Genomic DNA, 3,187 nt, shown 5'->3' with positions numbered 1-3,187 from the left:
CGCTTCGCTTCATGTCAAGCACAACAGACGGTCGCATGCGCATCCTTTCTTATCGAAACTCGTTGAGATGATATGCAATCAAGAATAGAATTTCAAGAAGAAGGAAACCGCATGCCCCGCCGTTCGATCCTCTCCGCCGCCGAGCGCGAAAGCCTGCTGGCGTTGCCGGACACCAAGGATGAGTTGATCCGTCACTACACGTTCAGCGAAAGCGACCTCTCCATCATCCGGCAGCGGCGCGGCCCGGCCAATCGGCTGGGCTTCGCGGTGCAGCTCTGCTACCTGCGCTTTCCCGGCGTCATCCTTGGCGCTGATGAGCCACCGTTCCCGCCATTGCTGAGACTGGTCGCCAACCAGCTCAAGGTCGGCATCGAAAGCTGGGACGAGTACGGGCAGCGTGAGCAGACCCGACGCGAGCACCTGGTCGAGCTGCAAACGGTGTTCGGCTTCCAGCCGTTCACGATTGGCCACTACCGGCAGGCTGTCCAGTTGCTGACCGAGCTGGCCATGCAAACCGACAAGGGCATCGTGCTGGCCAGAGCCTTGATCGAGCACCTGCGGCGGCAGTCGGTCATTGTGCCCGCCCTCAACGCCGTCGAGCGGGCGAGCGCCGAAGCGATTACCCGCGCCAACCGGCGTCTCTACGACGCCTTGGCTGAGCCGCTGACGGACGTGCATCGCCGTCGCCTCGACGATCTGCTCAAGCGCCGCGACAACGGCAAGACGACGTGGCTGGCCTGGCTGCGGCAATCCCCGGTCAAACCGAACTCGCGGCACATGCTGGAACACATCGAACGCCTCAAGGCGTGGCAGGCGCTCGACCTGCCCTCCGGCATCGAGCGGCTGGTTCACCAGAACCGGCTGCTCAAGATCGCCCGCGAGGGCGGCCAGATGACGCCCGCCGACCTGGCGAAGTTCGAGCCGCAGCGGCGTTACGCGACCCTGGTGGCGCTCGCCATCGAGGGCATGGCCACCGTCACCGACGAAATCATCGACCTGCATGACCGCATCCTGGGCAAGCTGTTCAATGCCGCCAAGAACAAGCATCAGCAGCAGTTCCAGGCATCCGGCAAGGCGATCAATGCCAAGGTGCGGCTGTTCGGGCGCATCGGCCAGGCGCTGATCGAGGCCAAGCAAGCGGGCCGCGATCCGTTCGCCGCCATCGAGGCCGTCATGTCCTGGGATGCTTTCGCCGAGAGCGTCACCGAAGCGCAGCGGCTCGCGCAACCCGAGGACTTCGATTTCCTGCACCGCATCGGCGAGAGCTACGCCACGCTGCGCCGCTACGCGCCGGAATTTCTCGACGTGCTCAAGTTGCGGGCCGCGCCCGCCGCCAAGGACGTACTCGACGCCATCGAGGTGCTGCGCAGCATGAACAGCGACAACGCCCGCAAGGTGCCCACCGACGCGCCGACCGAGTTCATCAAGCCGCGCTGGCAGAAGCTGGTGATGACCGACACCGGCATCGACCGGCGCTACTACGAACTGTGCGCGCTGTCGGAGCTGAAGAACGCGCTGCGCTCCGGCGACATCTGGGTGCAAGGCTCGCGCCAGTTCAAGGACTTCGAGGACTACCTGGTGCCGCCCGCGAAATTCGCCAGCCTCAAGCAGGCCAGCGAATTGCCGCTGGCCGTGGCCACCGATTGCGACCAGTACCTGCATGACCGGCTGACGCTGCTGGAAACGCAGCTCGCCACCGTCAACCGCATGGCGCTGGCCAACGAGCTGCCGGACGCCATCATCACGGAGTCGGGCCTGAAGATCACGCCGCTCGATGCGGCGGTGCCCGATACCGCACAGGCCCTGATCGACCAGACGGCGATGATCCTACCGCACGTCAAGATCACCGAATTGCTGCTGGAGGTAGACGAATGGACGGGCTTCACCCGGCACTTCGCCCACCTGAAGTCAGGCGACCTGGCCAAGGACAAAAACCTGTTGCTGACCACGATCCTCGCCGACGCGATCAACCTGGGCCTGACCAAGATGGCGGAATCGTGCCCCGGCACGACCTACGCCAAGCTGGCCTGGCTGCAAGCCTGGCACATCCGCGACGAAACCTACGGGGCGGCACTGGCCGAGCTGGTCAACGCGCAGTTCCGACATCCCTTCGCCGAGCACTGGGGCGACGGCACCACGTCATCGTCGGACGGCCAGAACTTCCGCACCGGCAGCAAGGCCGAGAGCACCGGCCACATCAATCCGAAATACGGCAGCAGCCCAGGGCGGACGTTCTACACCCATATCTCCGACCAGTACGCGCCGTTCCACACCAAGGTCGTGAACGTCGGCGTGCGCGACTCGACCTACGTGCTCGACGGCCTGCTGTATCACGAATCCGACCTGCGGATCGAGGAGCACTACACCGACACGGCAGGGTTCACGGACCACGTCTTCGCGTTGATGCACCTGCTGGGCTTCCGCTTCGCCCCGCGCATTCGTGACCTGGGCGACACCAAGCTCTACATCCCGAAGGGCGATGCCACCTACGAGGCGTTGAAACCGATGATCGGCGGCACGCTCAACATCAAGCACGTCCGCGCCCATTGGGATGAAATCCTGCGGATGGCCACCTCGATCAAGCAGGGCACGGCGACGGCCTCGCTGATGCTCAGGAAGCTTGGCAGCTACCCGCGCCAGAACGGCCTGGCCGTCGCCCTGCGTGAGCTGGGACGCATCGAGCGCACACTGTTCATCCTGGACTGGCTGCAAAGCGTCGAGCTGCGCCGCCGCGTGCATGCCGGGCTGAACAAAGGCGAGGCGCGCAACGCGCTGGCCCGCGCCGTGTTCTTCAACCGCCTGGGGGAAATCCGCGACCGCAGCTTCGAGCAGCAGCGCTACCGGGCCAGCGGCCTCAACCTGGTGACGGCGGCCATCGTGCTATGGAACACGGTCTATCTGGAGCGGGCCGCGAACGCCTTGCGTGGCCACGGTCAAGCCGTCGATGACGGCCTGTTGCAGTACCTGTCGCCGCTCGGCTGGGAGCACATCAACCTGACCGGCGATTACCTCTGGCGCAGCAGCGCCAAGATCGGCGCGGGCAAGTTCAGGCCGCTACGGCCGCTGCAACCGGCTTAGCGTGCTTTATTTAATGAGATGGTCACTCCCTCCTTCCCAGTACTATGCTGAGGACAGGCTTTCATTCGGAGAACCATCATGGAAAACATTGCGCTTATTGGTATCGATC

General features: G+C 64.2%; 1 protein-coding gene. It reads left to right on the top strand.

All coding sequences use genetic code 11. The annotated features are described in order from the left end of the window. Positions 1 to 111: 111 nt before the first annotated feature. Positions 112 to 3,078, top strand: coding sequence for a Tn3-like element ISPa38 family transposase (locus ACMWLG_RS25540; protein ID WP_003100881.1), 2,967 nt, complete (start codon positions 112 to 114; stop codon positions 3,076 to 3,078). The last annotated feature ends 109 nt before the right edge of the window (positions 3,079 to 3,187 follow it).

Source organism: Enterobacter sp. 01-M-02-SI-ECC, from assembly GCF_047530595.1.
Taxonomy (GTDB): Bacteria; Pseudomonadota; Gammaproteobacteria; order Enterobacterales; family Enterobacteriaceae; genus Enterobacter; species Enterobacter cloacae_M.
The sequence above is the reverse complement of the archived record's forward strand: the minus strand, read 5'-3'. Positions and strand labels throughout refer to the sequence as shown.

Excerpts from the sequence above, each read along its gene's own strand:
- ACMWLG_RS25540 (WP_003100881.1), top strand. The coding sequence starts at position 112 with ATGCCCCGCCGTTCGATCCTCTCCGCCGCCGAGCGCGAAAGCCTGCTG.